Genomic DNA, 20,267 nt, shown 5'->3' on the forward strand with positions numbered 1-20,267 from the left:
TATATGAAGTTACTGGATGTAAAAGATCTGCGGGTCGAGTTCAAGACCCCGGACGGCAATGTGGTGGCGGTCAACGACCTCAACTTCTCTCTCGCTGCGGGCGAGACCCTCGGCATTGTGGGTGAATCCGGCTCCGGCAAGTCCCAGACTGCCTTTGCCATCATGGGGCTGCTGGCCAAAAACGGCATCATCACAGGGTCTGCCAAGTTTCAGGGCGACGAGATCCTCAACCTGCCGGAACACAAGCTCAACAAGATCCGCGCCGAGAAGATCGCCATGATTTTCCAGGACCCCATGACCTCGCTGAACCCCTACATGAAGGTGAAGGATCAGCTGATGGAAGTGCTGATGCTGCACAAAGGGGTGAGCAAGGCGGAAGCGTTCGAAGAGTCGGTGCGGATGCTCGACGCGGTGAAGATCCCTGAAGCGCGCAAGCGGATCGCCATGTATCCCCACGAGTTCTCCGGCGGTATGCGCCAGCGGGTGATGATCGCCATGGCCCTCTTGTGCCGGCCACAACTGCTGATCGCCGATGAGCCGACCACCGCCCTCGACGTGACCGTACAGGCCCAGATCATGACCCTGATGAACGAGCTCAAGCGCGAGTTCAACACCGCCATCATCATGATCACCCACGACCTTGGCGTGGTTGCCGGTATCTGCAACAAGGTGCTGGTGATGTATGCCGGTCGTACCATGGAGTACGGCAAGGTCGACGATATCTTCTATCGCCCCAGCCACCCCTATACCGAAGGCTTGCTGCGCGCCATTCCTCGCCTCGATACCGAAGGGGAAGAGCTGCCCACCATCCCGGGCAATCCGCCCAACCTGCTGCGTCTGCCCACCGGCTGCCCCTTCCAGGAGCGTTGCCACCGGGTCAGCGAGATTTGCGGCCAACAGTCACCGATCCTCACGCCGTTCAACGACGGTCGGGAGCGGGCTTGTCACTGGGTTTCGGATGCGATCAACAAGGGGGCCAACTAAATGGGTGCCGACAAAAAATTGCTGTTGGAAGTGTCTGACCTCAAGGTTCACTTCAGTATCAAGAGTGGCAAGGCATGGCCCTGGGCCAAGCCATCTGACCTCAAAGCGGTCGACGGCGTCACCATGCGTCTCTACGAAGGGGAGACCCTGGGGGTGGTGGGTGAATCCGGCTGTGGCAAGTCAACCTTTGCCCGCGCCATCATCGGGCTGGTGCCTGCTACGGCGGGCAAGGTGGTGTGGCTCGGGGATGACTTGACCAAGCTCGACCCCAATGCGCTGAGGGAGAAGCGCAAAGAGATCCAGATGATCTTCCAGGACCCGCTGGCTTCCCTCAACCCGCGCATGACCATCGGCGACATCATCGCTGAACCGCTCATCACCTTTTATCCCAAGCTGTCGCGGGAAGAGGTAAAAGAGAAGGTGCGCGCCATGATGAGCAAGGTGGGGCTGCTGCCCAACCTGGTCAACCGCTATCCGCACGAATTTTCTGGCGGCCAGTGCCAACGGATCGGCATTGCCCGGGCGTTGATCCTGGAACCCAAGATGATCATCTGCGATGAACCGGTTTCGGCGCTCGATGTCTCCATTCAGGCGCAGGTAGTCAACCTGCTCAAAGCCCTGCAAAAGGAGATGGGGCTGTCGCTCATCTTCATCGCCCACGATCTGTCGGTGGTCAAACATATCTCCGATCGGGTGCTGGTGATGTATCTGGGCAATGCCGTTGAGCTGGGGACCCGCAAGGAGATCTTCGCCAATCCGTTGCACCCCTACACCAAGGCGCTGATGTCGGCAGTACCAATCCCGGACCCGGAGCTGGAGCGCAACAAGGTGATCCAGATCCTGGAGGGGGATTTGCCCTCACCGATGAACCCGCCGTCCGGTTGCGTGTTCCGCACCCGCTGCCCGGTGGCTGGCCCCGAGTGCGCCAAGACTCGGCCAGTGCTGGAAGGCAACTTCGATCACGCGGTCTCCTGCCTCAAGGTCGATCCGCTCTGATGGCGAGGTGTTGAACGTATTGCGGGGTGCCCTTGTGGTGCCCCGATTAATTTTGGCAACAGATGAAGATGCCTCTTGGCGTTATCTTTTTCCGCTGTTAATATCCGCCGCACAAGGGGAGTAACTTCTCGCCGGTTTGTCGTCATTACGGTGCACCCATATCCTGCAGTGCACCCGGCAGCCGGGCAGTTGATGAAAATCAGCTGTAAGTGAGACCTTGCCGAGAGGCAAGGTGTATCTGCTCTAAACGCAAACCCACGCCTCTCGGTCGTGGGTTTTGTCGTTTTTGGGAGAAGTGAAATGGGTGAATGGTGGATGTGGACCGGTTTCTTCAGCATAGTGCTGGTCCTGTTATGGATAGACATACGCTTTGTCGGTGGCGGCAAGTCACACAAGGTGTCTCTTAAAGAGGCGGGTGTCTGGTCCCTCATCTGGATCAGTGTGGCCCTGCTCTTCAACCTGGCTATCTGGCTCTGGCTGGATCACAGCGCTGGCCGTGAAATTGCCAACCAGAAGGGGTTGGAGTTCCTCACCGGCTACCTCATCGAGAAAGCGCTGGCGGTGGACAACGTCTTCGTCTGGCTGATGCTGTTTGGCTACTTTGCCATTCCGGCCGAGCTGCAGCGTCGGGTGCTGCTGTACGGGGTACTGGGTGCCATCGTGATGCGTGCCGGTATGGTGTTCGCGGGTAGCTGGCTGATCGAGCAGTTCCACTGGATCCTCTATCTGTTCGGCGCCTTCTTGCTGCTGACCGGTGCCAAGATGCTGTGGGCGGCCGACAAGGAGCCTGACTTGGCCAACAACCCGCTGCTGGGCTGGATGCGCCGTCGCTTCAAGGTGACCGAGACCCTGGAAGGGGAGAACTTCTTCGTCTGGCGTGACGGTGTGCGCTATGCCACTCCGCTGCTGCTTATTCTGGTGCTGGTGGAGGTGAGCGATCTCATCTTCGCGGTGGACAGTATCCCGGCCATCTTTGCGGTGACCACGGATCCCTTCATCGTGCTGACCTCAAACATCTTCGCCATCATGGGTCTGCGCGCCATGTACTTCCTGCTGGCTGGTGTGGCTGATCGTTTCGCCCTGCTGAAGTACGGTCTGGCGCTGATCCTGATGTTTATCGGGGTCAAGATGCTGCTGCTGGATATCTTCAAGATCCCGACCGGCATTGCACTGGGCGTGGTGGCCTTGATCCTGCTGGCGTCCATGGGCCTAAGCCTGTTTGTGACCCGTAAAAAGGCGGCTTGAAGCGGCGTCAATAATCTCGGTGGGGTCTGTTCAAGATCCCCCTGAGTGACATCGCATAGGGCGTAGTTGCGTTGATCCTGCTGGCGTCCATGGGGTTAAGCCTGTTTGTGACCCGTAAAAAGGCAGCTTAAAGGCACAATCCGATTCACTTAAGAGAATTTGAGTTCCAGCCCACCTAGTATCAGGGCTAAAAAGCGAGGGAGGCATGATGCCTCCCTCTTTCTATTGCAAGTCACGCTGTATAAAGGCTGGAGGCAGATTGACTGAAAACAGCCTTACCCGGCAGTGGCTTCTTCATCCATCTTCAACCACAGCAGCTTTCTCCCGCTACGGATGGTTCCTTTTCGATACATCGCAGCTGCAGCAATCGCGCCGCGATAAACACCAGCATGACGCACATCCGTGTCAGGTTATCCCTACTCTGCATCTTTAACTCCCTCGACCCGGGTGCCCGCACTCTTCCGATTTTGTGATCATCTTCAATGAGCCAGCGCCGCTTGTCGTCGCCGATAATCTCGCTGGCCTGCTCTGATGTCGTTACGGCTTCACTGGTCAGCGGGCGCCATTCCAGTCAGTCAGCAGCATCGAATGCACAGCCCTCGCGTGCTGACTTCACTGGTACAGATACGTTGGTCGGCAATGCCCCCGACCTTGCGCTCGCGCGGCGCGAACGGCTGCACGGAGTGTTGTAGGTTCGCGTGGCCAAACTGGGCCTGAGCCCCTTGTGCTGGTTGAGTGAGGGGCATGTTAGGAGTTTGATGAGGCGATGACAGGTTCAAATCACGCAAGGGGGAGAAAGTAAAAAAACTCCCCAAGCGATGCTTGGGGAGTTCTGTATAAGAGGTTGGTGAATGGCTCCTTTATTTGGATGCTGGCGACGTTACTCTTTTTCTGCGTCAGCCTGCTCTTTTTTCTTTTTCTTCTCGGGTAGCGGCTTGCCATCGCGGTTGATCACCTTGCCCGCTTCAAAGCCAATCTGGGCCGCCAGCTCCTCCAGATCCGCCGACTTGGCCTGATCACCGATGGCGTAGCGATAGTTGGCGATGGAGAGCTTTTCGGCCACCGGCGTGCCCGGGACGATAGGCTCGCGCCAGCCCTGGCCGATGTGGGCCACCAGGGTGCCGTTCATCAACAGCTCGCCGACGATCTCCTGTGTCGGATTGCCCTTGCCGTAGGTGAGACCCTGCGGGTGCTTCTTGCCGACCAGTGGCTCGTTGCTGGCGGGGATCAGCTTGGTGCGGATCAGCCACTTGGGCTTCTTGGTGTTGCCCACCGCCTTACCGGTCTGGTACTCGTTGATCTTGATGGTCTTGATCATCTGGGCCATGAAGTCCTTGGTCAGCGCCTTCTGGGCGTCGCTGGTTTCATCGATGGCGATGGGGGCCACATACCAGGTCTGGGTGGCTTGAGCCTTGGGAGCGGCAGGGGCAGTTTGCGCCATGGCCAGGGGGCTGAGCAGGATGGCAGCCAGCAAGAGTCCTATCTTCTTCATTGTGATTCCGCTTTTGTTTCAACAAGAATTTTGTTTTGCCAGCGACGACTGCGCCAGCGCCAGAACATGGCCAGACCGCGCACCCACTCGTCGCAGGCCAGCGCCAGCCAGATACCGACCAGTCCATAACCCTGCATGATACCGAGGAAATAGGAGAGTGGCACGGCAATTCCCCACATGGAGAGCAACGCCATGTAGAGGGGGAAACGGGCATCCCCGGTGGCCCGCAGGGCGTTGATCACCACCAGATTGAAGGTGCGGCCGGGTTCGAGGATAAGGCTGATAAGAAACAGTTGCGCCACCTGAGTGATGATGTCGGCATCATCGGTAAAGAGGCTGATGATGGTGCGGCCATTGAGGGCAGCCGCCACGGCGATGACGCAGGTGACCGCCAGCCCCAGCTTGAGGCTCTTGAGCAGCTGCTGATAGGCGCGATCGAACTGTCTGGCCCCCGCCAGATGACCGATGATGATCTCGTTGCCAAGGCCGATGGAGAGGCCAAACAGCAGGATAAACAGGCAGATCTGGAAGAAGTAGGACTGGGTCGCCAGCGCCTTGTCACCCAGCAGTCCGACAAAGGCTGTCACCACCATAAACTGCAGCATCCAGGAGAGATTCTCCCCTGCAGCAGGCAGGCCGATATGGAGCACCTTGCCCAGCATCTCCCGGCTGGGGTGGACGATATCACGCACCACCAGTCGAATGCCGGTCTTGCGGGCTACCAGCCACACCAGCAGTACCACGCCCACCAGTCGGCCAGCGACCGTGCTGATGGCAACGCCAGCGACCCCCAGCTGGGGCAAGCCGAACCAGCCGTAGAGCAGCAGCAGGTTGCCGACGAAGGTGATGAGGTTGACGATGAGGGTCACATACATCGCCTGACGGGTGTGGCCGTGGGCGCGCAGGGTCGCCGCCAGACAGAGGGCTGCGGCCTCCGGCAGCAGGCAGAGACCGATGATCTGTAAGTAAAGCGTCGCGTCGCTCATCAGGTGGGCGGGCAGGTTCATCAGCGCCAGCATGGTGCTGGCCCCCGCCATCACGCCAATGGCGGCCACCAGACCGATCAGCAGGTTGAAACCAATTGCGGTGTGGATCACCACCCGGCTCTTCTCCCGATCGCCCGCCCCCAGATACTGGGTGATCACCACGCTGGTACCAATGCTGACGAAGCTGAACAGGGTGATGGCGAGATCGAACACCTGATTTCCGACCGCCAGCGCGGCCACCCCCTGATAGGAGACGTGACCCACCATGAAGGTGTTGAGGGCACCGGTCAGAAAGTGCAGGGCGAGATCGATAAAGAGCGGCCAGGTCAGCGCAAAGAGCGTGCCCGGGCCGGCGTGGGATTGAGATTGCATGGCATGTCCAACAGCTGTACGGGCACGGAGAAGTGCCCTCTGGGGGCGCATTTAACACCAAGGCAAAGGCCGGCGCAATCCTTGTGCAGGATTGCCCGGCCCGGGGGATCAGGCCAGGGGATCAGGCAGGAGTGGCTCCCGCCTCCTGTTCGCTCGGCAGGGTGAGACGCGCCGAGTCGGGCAGGGCATCATCCTGCGGCCAATTTGAGCGGATGGCATCTGTGGTGCTCTCCACCACCGCATCATCCTTGAACACCGGCTCGCGATAGCAGCGGGTCAGGCGCAGCGCCTGATACATATCCGGGCAGAGGATGATCCCCTCATCGCCCACCCGTACGCCCGCCTGTTTGAGCCAGTGGGTCATCTGGCCGTGGCGACCCGCCATCACCATATGGATGCCGCGTCGTTTCAGATCCTTATGCAGCTCCCCCACCATGCTCATCACGCTGATGTCCTGATGGGTGAAGCAGGCCACCGCATCGATCACCAGACACTTGGGATTGCGGGGATCTTGCACCAGCAAGGCCAGCACCCGCCGCTTGAAGTAGGGGGCGTTGAAGTAGGTCAGCGGCGAGTTGAAGCGATAGACCAGAATGCCCGGGATCGCCTTGGCCTGCTCGTTGTCCCCCAGGGTGCGCACCACCCCCTCGTCATCCATACCGAGCAGCTGGTCGGTGGGGCGCATCACATTGCGCAGAAACTGGAACAAGCCGAGCAAGACTGCGAGGGTGATCCCCGGGATCACCCCCATGGTGAGCACGCTGATAAAGGTGATCAGCGCCAGCCAGAAGGCGGAGCGATCGGAGTTGCGCAGGGCCCACAGGCCGCGAAAATCGGTGAGCGACAGGGAGGCCATCACCAGCACCACCCCGAGGGCGGCGGTAGGAATGTATTTGAGCGGCGCCGTCAGGTAGAAGGTGATGAGAGCGATCACTGCGGCGGCGATGATGGAGACCAGCTGGCTTTTGCCGCCGTTGGCGTCGTTGACCGCGGTGCGCGAATCCGCCCCGCTGATGGCAAAGCCTTGGGAGACCGCCGAGGCGAGGTTCGCCATGCCGAGGGCTCGAAACTCCTTGTCCGCGTCTATCTCGTAACCGTTTTTGGCGGCAAAGCTGCGGGCGGTCAGCATCATGGAGACGAAGCTCACCATAGCCAGGTTAAGGGCGGGCAGCACCAGCTCCCGCATCAGTCCGGGGGGAAACTCCGGCATCTGGAACGCTGGCAGACCGGAACCCACCGCCCCCAGGGTGGCGATATCAAACTGACCCAGATTGAAGCCCCACACCAGCGCAGCGGTCACCACCATGGCCACCATGGAGGAGGGCCATGTCGGTTTGTAGCGTTTGGCCAGCAGCAGGGTGAGCAGGGCCACCAGACTCATGGCCAGGGTCGGCAGATGGGTTTGGGTGATATAGCTTGCGCCGCTGGCGATCCGCTCGATGAGGTAGCGTTCGCTGAAGGTGAAGCCGAAGATCTTGGAGAGCTGGCCCACCATGATGGTGATGGCCACCCCGTTGAGCAGCCCCATCAGGATCGGGCGGGAGAGGAAGTCCGCTAGCACCCCCAGCTTGAAGCGGCTGGCAATCAGGCACCAGAAGCCGGTCATGGCGGTCATGGTCATCACCAGTTGCCAGTGACGGGTCGGATCCCCTGCGGCCAGTGGCGTCACTACGGCGGCAATCACCGCACAGGTGGCAGCATCGGGGCCGACAATCAGCTGGCGGGAGGTGCCAAACAGGGCGTAGACCAGCATGGGCAGGATGCAGGAGTAGAGACCGACGATGGCCCCCACCCCGGCTAGCTCTGCATAGGCGATGGCGACGGGCAGCGCCACGGCCGCCACCGAGAGTCCGGCGCGAAGGTCTGGCATCAACCAGGCGCGCTGGTATTGCAGCAGGGCAGCGAGGCCCGGTAGCCAGCGTTCGAGAGAGAAGAAGTCGCGCATTATTTAACCCATTGAGTTACAACCAGCTTTTCCCCTAGTGTGCCCAAGGTTATCGAAAGATTGCAATCAGGTTATGGCCAGTTTACCTGAAGGTCAGGCCAGATAGCCTGCCAGCGTTTCTCCTTGATGCGCTTGGTAAAAATCTGTTTGTCCTGGCGACATCTGGGGTTGGCACTCACTTGCAGCGACCAGTTGATGGCAAAGCCGTAGGGGGCGAGCCACTCGAACTCGCCATTCTGGTTCAGGCGCACGCCGATGCAGGTGGGTACTTCGACCCAGTGGCTGAGCGCCTCCAGACTGCTGGCAAACGGCGCGACAAGCTGCCGGGTGTGCATGCGGGCCTGATTGCGCACCTCCCACTGCTGACCCGGCAGCCGTTTTGTAAGCCAAGCTTCATGCGCCGCTTCGGCCAGCCCTTGCGGGTCGCTTTTATCGAGATAGATAAGGTCGATATCGTTGAGCGGGGTGGGCACCGCCTTGTGGTGAAGGTGATCCCAGATGAGATTGCGGATAAAACCGGCCCCCAGTGCCCAGTCGGGCAGATTGAGCTCGGCGGCGGCTTGCAGGCAGGCCATCCGCTGCGGATCGGCCCGCAGCAGGGCTTCTATTTTGGCTTGGTATTGCTGTTCGAGGGCGGTGTTCAGAGGTTCAGTTGTTGGCATTGCGGCGTAACCAGACATCAATGTAACGGCAGCTCGGCACTATAGTGAGCCCCTCCGCCTGAGTCCAGTTGAAGAAGGCGCGCGCCAGCTGTTCGGCAATACCCTGCACCCGCAACTCGGGGGGCACGAAGGTGCTGTAGGCATCGATGGTTTTGGCATCGAGCCGCCGGTAGCGCAGTCTCGACTCTTTCCCCTCCACCATACAGATGAACTGCTGCTGGTTGGCCTGATGAATGATCTCGCTCATGGTGGGCACCTCTGGCATGAAGTTGGGTCTCTCGGGACAACATAACTGTTAGCCAAGGTATAGAACAGATAATGAAAGCCCGTGGCCAATATCATCCGCTTTGGCATTGGTTTATCTGGTTTGAGGGAGGGTAACTATCGCGATGCTGATTGAAGGTGCCCGACTGACAGTCGGGCACAGGTTCAGTGCCGGGATCAGGCCCAGGCACGCTCCAACAGGGTAAGTAACTGCTCACGATCGGCATCTTTGCGATTGAACAGCATGGCGCCGTCGTTGATCGCCAGATCGCGGATCTCCCCCAGCAGCGAGCGATCGCTCACACCTGCTTCGTTGAGGGTGCGCGGTAGCTTGACCGCTTGCCACAAGGTATCGCGCAGGGTGCGGATGGCGGTGATGGTCGCCTCGGCCCGCTGGTGGGCCGGGGTGGCGGCAAAGCGCTCTGCACCCACCAGCGGCAACAGCAGCCTTGCCAACTCGTTATCCACCTCGGGGCGGTTGTAGTCGAGCACGGTGGGCAGAAAAAGGTTCATGCACAGCCCGTGGGGCAGATGGCAGCGGGCCCCCAGACTGTGGCCGAGGGCGTGTACCAGCCCCACCATGGAGTTGGAGAAGGCCATGCCGGCCAGGGTAGAGCCTTCCGCCAGCTGCAGCCGCAGCTGTTTGTTCTGCGGATCGGTGAGAATTTGCGGCAGGGCGTTGGCGATCTTCTCCACCGCCATCAGTGCCAGTGCATCGCTCACCGGGTTCTTGGCGGTGCCGAGAAAAGCCTCGATGGCGTGGGTCATGGCATCCATGGCGGTGGCGGCGGTTATATTGAGGGGTAACCCCTGGGTCAGGCGCGGGTCGAGCACAGCCAGCTGAGGCAGCAGGAAGGGGGAGGTGAAGGGCACCTTGCGGCCACTGGCCTCATCCTTGATCACTGCAACCAATGTCACTTCTGATCCTGTGCCCGCCGTGGTGGGCACCACCGCCAGCGGCTTGAGTGCATGAGTCAGGCAACCGGCGCCCGAGTAGTCGAGCAGATGTTCTCCTCCCATGGATGCCAGAATATTGACTGCCTTGGCGGTGTCGATGACCGAGCCGCCCCCCAGCGCCACCAGACTGTCGCAGGCAAGCTCGCGGTAGCGTTTGGCGATCCGCTCCACCACGGCGGTGGAGGAGTCGGCGGGGATCTCGTCCCAGATGGCGGCGACCGGCAGCTCCCCTTCGGCCAGCACATTGGCCAACAGGGTAGCAAGGCCAGTGGCATTGACCCCCTTGTCGGTGAGCAGCAGCGGGCGGCGTGCCCCGAGGCCGGCCAGTTCACTGGCCAACTGCTCCAGCGCCTGTTCACCGGCCAACAGTTTGACCGGGCAGAAAAAATCGTAGTAGCGGCTCATTTAAAGGCTCCTTGCACGTTAGCCGGTCACCAGACCCAGATAGATGTTGCAGGCCCGACCGAGTTTGTTGGTCGGGGCGGGATAGTCACGCAGCAAAGTGCGCGCGATAAAGGCGGGCAGGATCAGTGCTTGCAACTGTTCAAGCCCCCGCACCAGTTGCATGGCGACGGTTAAGTCCCCCTCCACCAACAGCCGGTTTTCACCAAACGCCTGATTGACCCCGAGCCGAAAACTGAGGGTGCGAAAGGCGATATTGGGGTGCTTGAAGCGCACCCGCAGCGGATGGATGGTGGCATGCGGGGCGACTGGCGCGCCGGGATACCAGCGGCCACCCTGCTTGTGCATGTTCATGGCGTAAGCGATACCGCAGACCTCAAGGCGGATTACCTGCCCGTCTTGCAGTGGCGCAAGCTCCCGTCGTACCGCCTCGTCGGTGCGGGCGGCGCGGCAGAGGGTGCGACCCACCACCCAGAGCAGAGTGGTGATCCAGAGGCGGCGACCAAGGGCGGCCGCAGATTCAAACTTCCATGTTGGTATGGAAAGGCGCATGGGGATTGGCTCCTGAGATGGCTGACCAGAAGAGGGCGAACGCACTGGCTTGCCAGTAGGCATCCTGCCCAAGGTGGGGTTGATCGACAAACAGTGAGGCACAGGCAAGAAATTGCCCCTGACACACTTCCAGCAGTAGTGGTGCGGGAGCGTTCATCAGCTCGCCGCTGGCCTGTCCTTTTGCCAGCAGGGCGGGCAGAAAACGCAACGCCTCGTGCAAGATCTGACTGCGAGCCGGTCTGGCCAGCAGCGGGGAGTGAAAGAAACCCAACACAAATTTGAGCTCGTTGGGGTGGGCCTGCATCCACCCCATCGCCAGTTGCCAATAGTGGCGGGTCTGGTCGTACAGCGGCAGGGTGGGGTCTGCTTCATGGATGGCGGCCCCCATCCGGGTTTTCACATCCTGATAGAGCTGGAGGATCAGCGCCTCCTTACTCGGGAAGTGGTGGAACAGGGTGCCATTGGCGACCCCGGCCGCTTTGGCGATCCGCGCCGTGGCCGCCCCTTGCAGGCCATCTTCGGCACACAAGGCGAGGGCGGCATCCAGGATCTGGCGACGCTTGTCGGTCATGGTTTGTGGCTGCGGCATGGCCTTGCTCATGGGTGGCTCTCCATCAACGCAGGAAGAAAGCCATCATCAGCTTCTGGATCCAGCTGTTGTAGGGCGGATGGATCAGCGAGCCGGTGGTGAACTTGCCGCGGGTCAGCACGGTTTTCGCCTTGGAGAAGGTGAGGAACCCCTCGTGACCGTGGTAGTGTCCCATGCCGGAGGCACCGATGCCGCCGAACGGCACATCATCGGCAGCCACCTGAAACAGACTCTCGTTGATCGCCATGCCGCCTGAGTGGGTCTCCCGGGTCACCCGTGCCTGCAGCTCGGAGTCGAAGCTCATCAGATAGAGCGCCAGTGGGCGGGGCCGCTCGGCCACATAAGCGAGCGCCTCCTCCAGGGTGTCGTAGGGAATAAGCGGCAACAGCGGGCCGAAGATCTCCTGTTGCATCACCTGGCAGCGGTCGGGTACTCCAGTGAGCAGGTGCGGGATCAGCAGGCGGCGCTGATCGTCACGGGCCGGGCTGGCACAGGGGTGGATCTGGGCCCCGGCCTGCTCGGCCTCATCCAGCCAGCTGACGAGGCGCTGATACTGGCGGTCGTTGATGATGGCGCCGTAGTCGGCACTATTGAGCCCCTGCGGGTAGAGCTTGCTGAAGTGGCTGCGATAGGCAGCGATAAAGTTATCCACCTCGCTGCGGGGCAGCAGCACATAGTCGGGGGCGACGCAGATCTGCCCGGCATTGAGGCTCTTGCCAAAGATCATCCGCTCGACCGCGGTGGCCACCGGCATGTCGGGGGCGATGAGACACGGACTCTTGCCGCCCAGTTCAAGGGTGAGCGGGGTGAGCTGGGGGGCGGCGGCAGCCATCACCAGCTTGCCCACCATGGTGGAGCCGGTAAAGAGCAGGTGATCAAACGGAAGCGAGCTGAACGCCGCCGCCATCTGGGCATCCCCCTCGATGATGGCGATTTCGTGCTCGTCAAATACGCTGGTGAGCAGGCTCCGCAATACGGTGTTGGTGTGGGGAGTGAACTCGGAGAGCTTCAACATCGCCCGGTTACCCGCCGCGATGGCGGTGATAAGGGGGCCGAGGCTCAGCATCACCGGGAAATTCCACGGCACTATGATGCCGACTACCCCCAGCGGCTGGAAGTGCACTTCTACTTTGGCGGGGGCCAGCAGCAGACCCGCATGACGGCGGTGAGGCTGCATCCAGCGTTTGAGCCGCTTCTGGGTGTAGTTGATCTGCATGATGCAGGGCAGTACATCGGCGATCAGGCTGTCGTATTCACTGCGCTGGCCATAGTCCTCGGCCAGGGCCTTACACAGAGCCCCCTTGTTGGCGAGCAGCGCCTGTTTGAGCTTGTTCAGTTGTGCTTTTCGCTCGGCCAGTGTCGGCATGGGGTGGGCCAGACTCGCCCGCTTTAGCCGCGCCAGATGGTCTGGTAAGGATAATTTGATGGCGAGGATATCCTCTGGATTGTGTTGACGCTGCGCCGCACCCATGTTGTTCTCCGAATGAAAAGTGACCGACTGATTAGTCGGTCTGAATTTAGCGCTTTGTTGCAAGAATGTAAAGCTGGCAAGCTGTTTCCCGCTCACCGCGAGGAGGACGCAAGAGAGAACTGTGTGCCCCACCACATTTTTGTGGTTTGCTCATTGGTGACTTATCCAATAAGGGGTAGGTTTTGGTTATTAACCGACAAGGAGAGATCATGATGACCAGGGAACTGAACAGCTTGTTGACCCGGCTTGACGATGTGGTTGAGCGGATGCCGGATTGCTTCAACACCTATGAATTTGCCCAGAAGCTGGCACTGCAATATCAGCCGGAGTTTTTTGCTGCCGGTCACTCTCTGGCCGAACACGAGGGCAAGGTGCTGCGGGTGCTGCACCAGAAGATCGCCGAGGCGCTGGCGGGTAGTGAGGTGGTGATTGAAGGGGCGTTGCTCCCTTGCGTTACCCCCTGGGGGGAGAAGGCGACCTCACCGCGCTGGCATCGCAAGCACTGAGGGGGCAGTCAGGCAGATCGGTGCCAGATAACGAACAATTTTATGGCGCGGCGCTGGCAACAGGGCCGCGCCGTTTTTTTGTGCTGATCGTCGCCAGAGCCCCCTCGCAGCCCGGGGCAAAGGCCCGGTCTGTGATCCCATGCCGGGATACGAGGCCGTCAGCCGGGTAGACTCTCCCCTTTGTCGCAGGGTTTGTCACCGTAGGAATTTCTCATGACCCATAAAATTATTCTCGATACCGACCCGGGTATCGACGATGCCATGGCCATCCTGTTTGCCGAGGCCCACCCCGCCATCGAGCTGCTCGCCATCAGCACCGTTTTTGGCAACGCCACTATCGACAATGGCACCCACAACGCCCTCTGGCTCAAGCAGAAATATGGCATGAAGGTGGATGTGGCCAAGGGGGCGGCCGCGCCGCTGCTGCGCGAACCGGTCGGCCCCACCACCATAGTCCACGGCCCGAGCGGCTTTGGCGATATCGAGGCGGGTGAGGTCACTATCGCCCCGGATCCCCGCCCCGCCTGGCAATACATGGTCGAGGCTGTGAAAGCCGCGCCGGGAGAGATCACCATAGTCACTATCGGCCCGCTCACCAATCTGGCGCTGGCACTGCAACAGGCCCCCGAGATTGTCTCGTTGGTAAAACAGGTGGTGGTGATGGGGGGCGCTTTTGGCGTCAATGGCCATCGTGGTAACGTCACCCCCTATGCCGAGGCCAATATTCACGATGATCCCGACGCCGCCGACCGGGTCTTTACCGCCGACTGGCCGGTGGTGATCATCGGGCTGGATGTGACCCAGCAGAGCTTCTTCAGCAGCGCCTATCTGGATGATCTCAAGGATAAGGCGGGAGAGCCGGGCCGCTTCCTGTGGGATGTCAGCCGCTTCTACTTGCGTTTCTATTCGGAGCGCATCGGTCTGGATGGCTGCCACGTGCACGACCCCTCCGCCATCGCCTACGTGATAGATCCGACTCTCTTTACCCTGCGCGAGGGGCCGGTGCGGGTCATCAACGAGGGGCCTGCCATCGGCCATACCTTGCAAAAATTCGATGGCAAGTCCCATCCCCACGACGGCTGGGCCGACTATCGTGCCCAGCAGGTCGGGGTGGCGGTGCGGGATCAGGCGCTGCTGGCGCTCTATCGCGAGACGCTGGTGGCCTGGGGCAAGGATTGCTGAGGGGGACCTTGTATCGCGCTGACGCGGGGGCTGTGATCGGCGCCAAACAATCGGGGCGCACAGCCGCTTATACTGCTTGATATCAAGACCTTGGGAGGGATGGAGATGGCCTGGATTTCCTTGATAGTGGCGATTGCGCTGATCTGGTGGTTGATGAAGCTGGGGCGTGGTGCCCTGTTCGAGATCCGCCTTGCTCCCGGCAAGGTGGTGGTCAAGCAGGGCAAGGTGTCGCCCGCCTTTATTGAGCATGCCAAGCAGATCCTGCGCCACGACATGGTGCGTGGTCGCATTGTGGGGCAGCGCGATGGCGATGGCGTGAAGCTGATCTTCTCTCGTTCCATCCCCGAGCCGGTGGCTCAGCGTTTTCGTAATATCTTCCCCTATGGCGATTACCGCCAGCCCGCGGCGCCGCTGCCGGGTCCCAAATCCCGCAAGGGCTGACCCCCCTGTCAGCGGTTCGCCAATAGCAAACGGGCCTCCAGTGGAGGCCCGTTTTTTATGGCACTTGGCCAAGAGAGAGCTGACAGCCTTTACTCCTTGCCGTGCAGCTCGCGCTGGGTCTTGACTGCAGCCGCCTTGATGGCGGTGCCTTCATTGCCCCAGGAGGCGCGCAGGGTGTTGACCAGCTCGGCGAGCCGCTCGTCATCCATGGTCCAGCCATAGCCCGGCATGTGGTAACCCAGATGGCCTTGGGTGACCGGTGTTTCGGCGCCGTGCAGCAGCACGTTGATCAGGCTAGACGGATCGCTCGCCAGCACGGTGCGGTTGTTCACCAGCGAGGGGATGACGTGGTCATTGCCCTGGCCGTTGACCCCGTGACAGGTGGAGCAGTACATGGCGTAGTCCGCCTTGCCGCTGGCACTGGCATAGGCACGGGCCCCTTTCTCGGCCATCGGCTCATCTTTCAGATCGGTCAGATAGGTGGCGATGCTGGCCAGATCGGCGTCGCTGAAATACTGGCTGCTGTGAGTGATCACTTCCCCCATGGGGCCTGCGACCGCTTCATGTTGGCTGCGGCCGGTTTTCAGCAGATCGATCAGCGCCTGCTTGCTATAACGGCTACCGCGAATGTCGGGGGCATACCAGCCATCGAGGGCGGCACCGCTCAGGTAGACGGGATCCGCCTCGGTCAGCGCTTTCTCCTGCATGCCGAGCCCGCGCGGGGTGTGGCAGCTGCCGCAGTGACCGGCACCCTGCACCAGATAGGCGCCGCGGTTCCACTCTTCGCTCTTGCCGGCCACCGGGGTGAAGCGGCTGTCGTCGTGATAGAGCCAGTTCCAGCCTATCAGCGGCCAGCGCATGTTGAGCGGCCAGGGGATGTCGCTCTCCTTGTTGGCGATGGCCAGCGGCTGCACATCCTTCATCAAGTAGTGGTAGAGGGTGGTGAGATCCTCATCGCTCATCTTGGCGTAGGCGGTGTAGGGCATGGCCGGATAGAGCTGATGCCCGTCGCGGGCCACCCCTTCACGCATCACCTTGATGAACTCCGGCAGGCTGTAGTTGCCGATACCGCGAGTCTTGTCGGGGGTGATGTTGGTGGCAAACACGGTGCCGATAGGGGTCGGGAACCCTTTGCCGCCCGCCAGCGGCTTGCTGGTCTCGCTGGTGTGGCAGGCGGCGCAATCGCCGAGCTTGGCCACGTATTCCCCCGCCGACATGGCGGGGGCTGCGTTGGCGACAAGGGCGGGCAGGGCTAGCAGCAGGGCGCTGGCGGTCAGTGACAGGGTGCGGTTCATTGGGCACCTCCCTTGCTGATGGCCACCAGCTCGTTGACGGCGCGCCACGCTTCGTCGATGGCGGCGTGGGCGTAGGGGCTCCAGCCTGCATCCGAGTTGGCGATGGTGATGTTGCCCACCGGCTGGCGACCAAGCTCAATCCATTTTTCGCACTGGGCTTCGTCATCAAACAGGGTGTTGGTGACATAGGAGTAGCCGTGAGACCAGCGGTTGACCGTGATGGCGAGGATATCCTGCTCATGGTTGAAACCGGCGCTGCCCAGCATCCCCTGCAACTGTTCGCGGATCATCTGCTCATGCTGCTCGAATGGCATGCCGAGGATCATGGCGCGCCCCTTGCGGGACTGTTCGCGGGCCGAGAGGCCACTGCCCGGCAGGGTAGGTACATAGACCATGTGCAGGCACATGGGCTGATCCGGGCTCTTGGGATGCTCGTAGCCGCCGAGGTTGACCGGATAGTCGAGCTTGACCCGGCTGTAAGGGGCGGCCGGGGAGTAGACCTCATGCACCCCCAGCTTGACGAAGGCTTGCCAGTTCTTGATCACCACCTTGGTGTAGACCAGCGGCGCCTTGGCATTCTGGCGCAGCGCCTCCTTCTGGGGCTCCGGCATCTCGGGCACCATGTAGGGGATCATCATGTTGTAGCCCGCCATGATCGACTGCTTGGCCCGCACCCGATGCAGTTTCCCCTCCTTTATGTAGGTGACATCCACGGCCAGCTTGCCATCGGCGAGGCGCACGTTTTTGGCCTGCAGTGCCGTGCTGCCCAAGCGCAACTGCACCTTGTGCTCAGGCAGGTCGAGTTTGCTGTAGTCAAACTTGGCCAGCACCACATCCTGCATGGTGTGACCCGGTGCCACTTGCGGGATCAGCTTGCGCACCATCAGGCGGGTGAGACCGGCGTTGCCATCTGGGAAGTGGAAGATGTAGGGATCGTCCAGCTCCGCCTGCTCCTCGGCATCCAGCGGCGTCAGATTGAGGCCATCAAAACCCGGCAAGGCGCAGAGGCGCGCATCGGCACAGGCGGTGGCGTCGATGCCGACCGCCTGGAAGTCGTTGGTGCGTTGCTGGAAGTAAGTGATCGCCCGCTCGCTCAGGCCCACCTTGTCACGCAGGAAGCTGGTGTAGCTGTTGCGAGTCACCCACTCGTCCTGCTGCTCGCGGGTCATGCCGCTCAGGTAGTCGATCTTCGACTCGTGCAGGGCCAACAGGGCAGCCTTGTCGGCATCATCCAGCGGGAAGTCACCGATAAACTCCGCCAGCGGCCGGCCGTTCAGGCGATCGCGGGGGATGTCGTCCGCCACGTTGTGACCCGGGTCCCCGCTCACTATCTTGTTGACACCAAAGTGCTTCTCGTCGAAATAGACGCCGCGGCTCAGCCCCAGATCCGGATAGAAGGTCTGCTGGAAGCCGGCCGCCAGTTCGTCGATGTTGACCTCCAGCGCCTTGAGCAGCCCCAGCGCCACCGGGCTGTAGACCGAGCGCGGGGATTGCAGGGATTCGCTGCCGCCATAACCCAGCCGCAGGCCATCGGGGGTGGTGAACTCGTTGCGCTTGGCGTGGCCGCCAAAGTCGTCGTGGTTGTCGAGCAGCAGGATCTTCTTATCCGCGCCGAGCAACTGCTGATAGAAGCAGGCGGCGGCCAGACCGCTGATCCCGGCGCCGACGATCACCAGATCGACCTCTCCCTCAAGGGGAATATTGGCGAAGTCATACTGCTTGCCGTCACGGGCGATGCTGTGGGCCGGTTCGAAAGAGCCTGGGTGGTTGCCGCGCAGGCCGGTGAGGGCGGGCGGGTAGGCCAGGGTTTTATCCGCCAGCGCGCTGCCGCCTTCGGCAGCCTTGAGCAGATTGATGGGGGCGATGCCTGCCGCAATGGTGATGGCAACGCCATTGAGAAAATCTCTGCGTGTAATACTCATGGCAATCCCTGTGTTAGGAGAAGTAATGAATAAGTGGATTCATTATGGGAGGGAGACACAGATCCTGTTCAGGATTGGGCGCAGAATCTACCGTTATCCTCACGCCGAGTCCATACGATTGCTAATGGATTATTAAGCACCATTTTCCTGCTTGTGACGAGAGTGATGCGCTGATGGGGATGATTTGCCCTGTCGCAGGGGCGCAGATCTCCCGGCTTGGGCCGGTCAATGATTGCCGCAGTTGATTAGTTTTGGAGGCGTTCGGGCATCTTTGTCGACTCGGGGGGATGATCGCGCTAAGATCTTAACTACTTGTTTTATCGACTCTCTTTTTACTCACTGGCGTGATAGCCATTCTGGAGGCGCAATGAACTGGTATATCTCGGTCCTCAAGCAATATGCGGTATTTAGCGGGCGGGCTCGCCGCACTGAATACTGGATGTTCGTGCTGTGCAACGTCATCGTTATGCTGCTGCTCGGCATGGTGGACAAGCTGATTGGCGGCGACAAGGAGCTGATCAGTTCCATCTATTCGCTGGCGGTGCTGCTGCCGTCATTGGCTGTGGCGGCCCGTCGCTTGCACGACACCGACCGCAGCGGCTGGTGGCTGCTGCTCGGGCTCATCCCCATCATCGGCACCCTGGTGCTCATCTACTTTATGGTTTGCAACGGCCAGCAGGGACCGAACCGCTTCGGTGACGATCCCAAAGCGGCCCCCTCGCAGGGCTTTATGGTCAGTTAAGGAAAGCGGCTGGGCCAATAAAAAGAGAGGGAGGCATGACGCCGCCCTCTCTTTTTTGTTTTGATGGCCGATCAACGCTCCAGCAGGGGGGCGGAGCGGTAGCTCCACATGCCGTAGGTGCGCAGGGCGTCGCGGTAGATGCCGAGCAGCTCGCTTTCGCTCGGGGTGGCCAGCTCCTCGAGGGGCTTGTCGGGGTAGCTGACGCTCGCCACCTTGAGGTTGGCCGGACCAATCTGGTCGCAGGCTACTTCCAGCACCGTCTGGCCCCGGCGCACATGGCTGGCGGAGCTCACCAGCAGCGCATAGTCAATCTGGTGGCGGGCGAGGGCATAGGCGCTGTAGAGGGCGTTATCCACCGTGCTGGTGGCGTAGTTCTCTTCAATCAGCCGACTGCGGTCGATGCCGTGGTTGGCCAGCCAGTCCGCCATCAGCTTGCCCTCGGTCTGGCGGTTCTGGGGTACGCCGCCGGTCAGGATGAGCAGCGCCTCCGGGTCGGCCTTGGCCAGCGCCAGCGTGGTTTGCAGGCGGCCCAGCAGGATCTTGTCCATGCTGCCGTCGGGATTGAGGGCGTAGCCCAGGGTGACGATGGCGCGTTTGCCCTCCTGGGTAGCCTTGAGTTGATCCCCGGTCAGTTCGGTCTGCAGCGGGGCGGCAGTGATCCGCTGCACTCGGGCGATGATCTCCTCCAGATCGGCGGCGCGGCCGCTGTTGCGATCCGCCACTTTCGCCAGATAGCTGCGGGAGGCCTCCTTGTTGCCCTTCACCAGCTGCCAGATGGCGAGATAGCTGTTGATGTCGAGATCATCGGGGGCGACGGCCTGCGCCTGCTCCAGCAAGGTGATGGCGCGGCTCAGGTTGCCGTTGTAGATCTGGGCGTTGGCGGCCGAGATCAGCAGGTCGGTGCGGTAGGGTTCAAGCTGGTAGGCGGCCAGCAGCCGCTCGGTCACCAGCTCCATATTGCTCGGCATCTTGGCGGTAAAACCGGCGTGGGAGATCTTGGCTGGCGACTTGTAGATCTGCAGCGCCTCACCGAGCAGCATATCCACCGTCTGGCGTTTGCTGACCAGGGTATTGAGGTCGTGCTCCATCTGCATCGAGCTTTCTGCCGCCTGCAGGGCGAGGGGAGAGAGCGTCAGCAGGCCGCCGAGGGTCAGGGCAAGAAGGGTCTGTTTCATCGAAGGATTCCTCTGTCGGGCTGAATCGCGCCATGGTGCGCCGGCTTGTGGGCCGATGGGATAAGGCAAAAGTGCGTCAATTCAGTC

The 20,267-nt window shown here is 60.9% G+C and carries 19 protein-coding genes; 7 read left to right on the forward strand and 12 right to left on the reverse strand.

Going from position 1 to position 20,267, the window contains the following annotated elements; genetic code table 11:
* Positions 1 to 3 precede the first annotated feature (3 nt).
* From oppD to BN1135_RS11920, 3 genes are all read left to right on the forward strand, one after another.
* Positions 4 to 984: an ABC transporter ATP-binding protein gene (gene oppD, locus BN1135_RS11910; protein ID WP_042021334.1), complete on the forward strand. Its 981-nt coding sequence runs from the start codon at positions 4 to 6 to the stop codon at positions 982 to 984.
* The gene (gene oppF / locus BN1135_RS11915; protein ID WP_042021336.1) at positions 985 to 1,980 is read left to right on the forward strand and encodes a murein tripeptide/oligopeptide ABC transporter ATP binding protein OppF; all 996 of its coding nucleotides are present in this window, start codon (positions 985 to 987) and stop codon (positions 1,978 to 1,980) included.
* Between the two features lie 300 nt (positions 1,981 to 2,280).
* On the forward strand, positions 2,281 to 3,225 hold the full coding sequence (locus BN1135_RS11920; RefSeq protein WP_033137996.1) for a TerC family protein: 945 nt from the start codon (positions 2,281 to 2,283) through the stop codon (positions 3,223 to 3,225).
* An 880-nt stretch (positions 3,226 to 4,105) separates the two neighbouring features.
* Here the strand turns inward: BN1135_RS11920 and BN1135_RS11925 are convergent.
* The 9 genes from BN1135_RS11925 to BN1135_RS11965 form a co-directional block, all read right to left on the reverse strand.
* Positions 4,106 to 4,717 carry a hypothetical protein gene (locus BN1135_RS11925; RefSeq protein ID WP_042021339.1) on the reverse strand — a complete coding sequence of 204 codons (612 nt, stop codon included), beginning with the start codon at positions 4,715 to 4,717 and terminating at the stop codon, positions 4,106 to 4,108.
* A complete protein-coding gene (locus BN1135_RS11930) occupies positions 4,714 to 6,075 on the reverse strand; it encodes an MATE family efflux transporter (protein ID WP_042021342.1) in 1,362 nt (453 codons plus the stop codon). The genes BN1135_RS11925 and BN1135_RS11930 overlap by 4 nt, the downstream gene beginning before the upstream one ends.
* Positions 6,076 to 6,196: 121 nt before the next feature.
* Positions 6,197 to 8,020, reverse strand: coding sequence for a SulP family inorganic anion transporter (locus tag BN1135_RS11935; RefSeq protein ID WP_042021344.1), 1,824 nt, complete (start codon positions 8,018 to 8,020; stop codon positions 6,197 to 6,199).
* A gap of 71 nt (positions 8,021 to 8,091) precedes the next feature.
* Positions 8,092 to 8,682 (reverse strand): nucleotidyltransferase family protein, encoded by a 591-nt coding sequence (locus BN1135_RS11940; RefSeq protein WP_042021346.1) that lies wholly within the window; start codon positions 8,680 to 8,682, stop codon positions 8,092 to 8,094.
* On the reverse strand, positions 8,669 to 8,929 hold the full coding sequence (locus BN1135_RS11945) for a GNAT family N-acetyltransferase (RefSeq protein WP_042021384.1): 261 nt from the start codon (positions 8,927 to 8,929) through the stop codon (positions 8,669 to 8,671). Before BN1135_RS11945 ends, BN1135_RS11940 begins: the two co-directional genes overlap by 14 nt.
* A gap of 194 nt (positions 8,930 to 9,123) precedes the next feature.
* Positions 9,124 to 10,308, reverse strand: coding sequence for an iron-containing alcohol dehydrogenase (locus tag BN1135_RS11950; RefSeq protein WP_042021347.1), 1,185 nt, complete (start codon positions 10,306 to 10,308; stop codon positions 9,124 to 9,126).
* Between the two features lie 18 nt (positions 10,309 to 10,326).
* On the reverse strand, positions 10,327 to 10,857 hold the full coding sequence (locus tag BN1135_RS11955; protein WP_042021348.1) for a hypothetical protein: 531 nt from the start codon (positions 10,855 to 10,857) through the stop codon (positions 10,327 to 10,329).
* Positions 10,826 to 11,458, reverse strand: coding sequence for a TetR/AcrR family transcriptional regulator (locus tag BN1135_RS11960; protein ID WP_175479115.1), 633 nt, complete (start codon positions 11,456 to 11,458; stop codon positions 10,826 to 10,828). Before BN1135_RS11960 ends, BN1135_RS11955 begins: the two co-directional genes overlap by 32 nt.
* A 13-nt stretch (positions 11,459 to 11,471) precedes the next feature.
* Complete coding sequence (locus BN1135_RS11965) at positions 11,472 to 12,917, reverse strand: coniferyl aldehyde dehydrogenase (RefSeq protein ID WP_042021350.1); 1,446 nt, start codon at positions 12,915 to 12,917, stop codon at positions 11,472 to 11,474.
* 212 nt (positions 12,918 to 13,129) lie between these two features.
* On the opposite strand from BN1135_RS11965, the gene BN1135_RS11970 reads away from it, so the two are divergent.
* The 3 genes from BN1135_RS11970 (at position 13,130) to BN1135_RS11980 (ending at position 15,046) form a co-directional block, all read left to right on the forward strand.
* On the forward strand, positions 13,130 to 13,423 hold the full coding sequence (locus BN1135_RS11970; protein ID WP_042021387.1) for a hypothetical protein: 294 nt from the start codon (positions 13,130 to 13,132) through the stop codon (positions 13,421 to 13,423).
* 213 nt (positions 13,424 to 13,636) lie between these two features.
* The gene (locus BN1135_RS11975; protein WP_042021351.1) at positions 13,637 to 14,605 is read left to right on the forward strand and encodes a nucleoside hydrolase; all 969 of its coding nucleotides are present in this window, start codon (positions 13,637 to 13,639) and stop codon (positions 14,603 to 14,605) included.
* Between the two features lie 105 nt (positions 14,606 to 14,710).
* Positions 14,711 to 15,046, forward strand: a complete 336-nt coding sequence (locus tag BN1135_RS11980; RefSeq protein WP_042021352.1) for a DUF3634 family protein — start codon at positions 14,711 to 14,713, stop codon at positions 15,044 to 15,046.
* A gap of 89 nt (positions 15,047 to 15,135) precedes the next feature.
* Here BN1135_RS11980 and BN1135_RS11985 read toward each other — a convergent pair whose 3' ends face one another.
* Both BN1135_RS11985 and BN1135_RS11990 read right to left on the reverse strand, forming a co-directional pair.
* Positions 15,136 to 16,341, reverse strand: a complete 1,206-nt coding sequence (locus BN1135_RS11985; protein WP_042021353.1) for a c-type cytochrome — start codon at positions 16,339 to 16,341, stop codon at positions 15,136 to 15,138.
* Positions 16,338 to 18,263 carry an NAD(P)-binding protein gene (locus BN1135_RS11990; protein WP_042021354.1) on the reverse strand — a complete coding sequence of 642 codons (1,926 nt, stop codon included), beginning with the start codon at positions 18,261 to 18,263 and terminating at the stop codon, positions 16,338 to 16,340. Before BN1135_RS11990 ends, BN1135_RS11985 begins: the two co-directional genes overlap by 4 nt.
* 367 nt (positions 18,264 to 18,630) lie before the next feature.
* On the opposite strand from BN1135_RS11990, the gene BN1135_RS11995 reads away from it, so the two are divergent.
* Positions 18,631 to 19,005, forward strand: a complete 375-nt coding sequence (locus BN1135_RS11995; protein ID WP_042021355.1) for a DUF805 domain-containing protein — start codon at positions 18,631 to 18,633, stop codon at positions 19,003 to 19,005.
* Positions 19,006 to 19,076: 71 nt separating this feature from the next.
* Here BN1135_RS11995 and BN1135_RS12000 read toward each other — a convergent pair whose 3' ends face one another.
* The gene (locus BN1135_RS12000; protein ID WP_042021356.1) at positions 19,077 to 20,180 is read right to left on the reverse strand and encodes a YdcF family protein; all 1,104 of its coding nucleotides are present in this window, start codon (positions 20,178 to 20,180) and stop codon (positions 19,077 to 19,079) included.
* Between the last annotated feature and the right edge of the window lie 87 nt (positions 20,181 to 20,267).

Source organism: Aeromonas sobria (genome assembly GCF_000820145.1).
Lineage (GTDB): Bacteria > Pseudomonadota > Gammaproteobacteria > Enterobacterales > Aeromonadaceae > Aeromonas > Aeromonas sobria.